The sequence below is a fragment of the Streptomyces sp. SID13726 genome, from assembly GCF_010548375.1.
Taxonomy (GTDB): domain Bacteria; phylum Actinomycetota; class Actinomycetes; order Streptomycetales; family Streptomycetaceae; genus Streptomyces.
Window position 1 is genome coordinate 1 of the sequence record NZ_JAAGLY010000776.1, and the last position, 396, is coordinate 396.

Genomic DNA, 396 nt, shown 5'->3' on the forward strand with positions numbered 1-396 from the left:
GCGACCCAGCGCGACCTCGTCCTGTCGCACGAGCTCTACACGCTCGCGGCGCGCGACCCGGCCTACCGGACGCTCACGAACGACTGGATGCGCCGCAGCCGCGACGCGCTCGGCCGCCACTTCGACCCCGCGACGTGCCGTGTGCTCGACGCGTTCATCGAGGGCATGACCATCCACCGCGCGCTGGACACCGAGCCGCACGACGACGTCGACGTCCTCGGCGCGGTCCGGCGCCTCACGCAGGTCCCGTGACCGGCGGGCGACCCCGTCAGGGGGTCGTCACGTCGAACAGCTCGCACGTCGTGCCGTAGTACGCGTCGGTCGTGCCGCGGTGGGTCATGCCGATCCGCCGGCACACCGCCTGGGACGCGGCGTTGTCGGGATGCGTCACCGCGA

Annotated in this window: 1 pseudogene; it reads left to right on the forward strand. The window is 73.0% G+C overall.

Features of this window, described 5'->3' with window-relative positions:
* Positions 1 to 252: pseudogene (locus G3I78_RS50245) on the forward strand (TetR family transcriptional regulator); the annotation flags it as partial.
* Between the last annotated feature and the right edge of the window lie 144 nt (positions 253 to 396).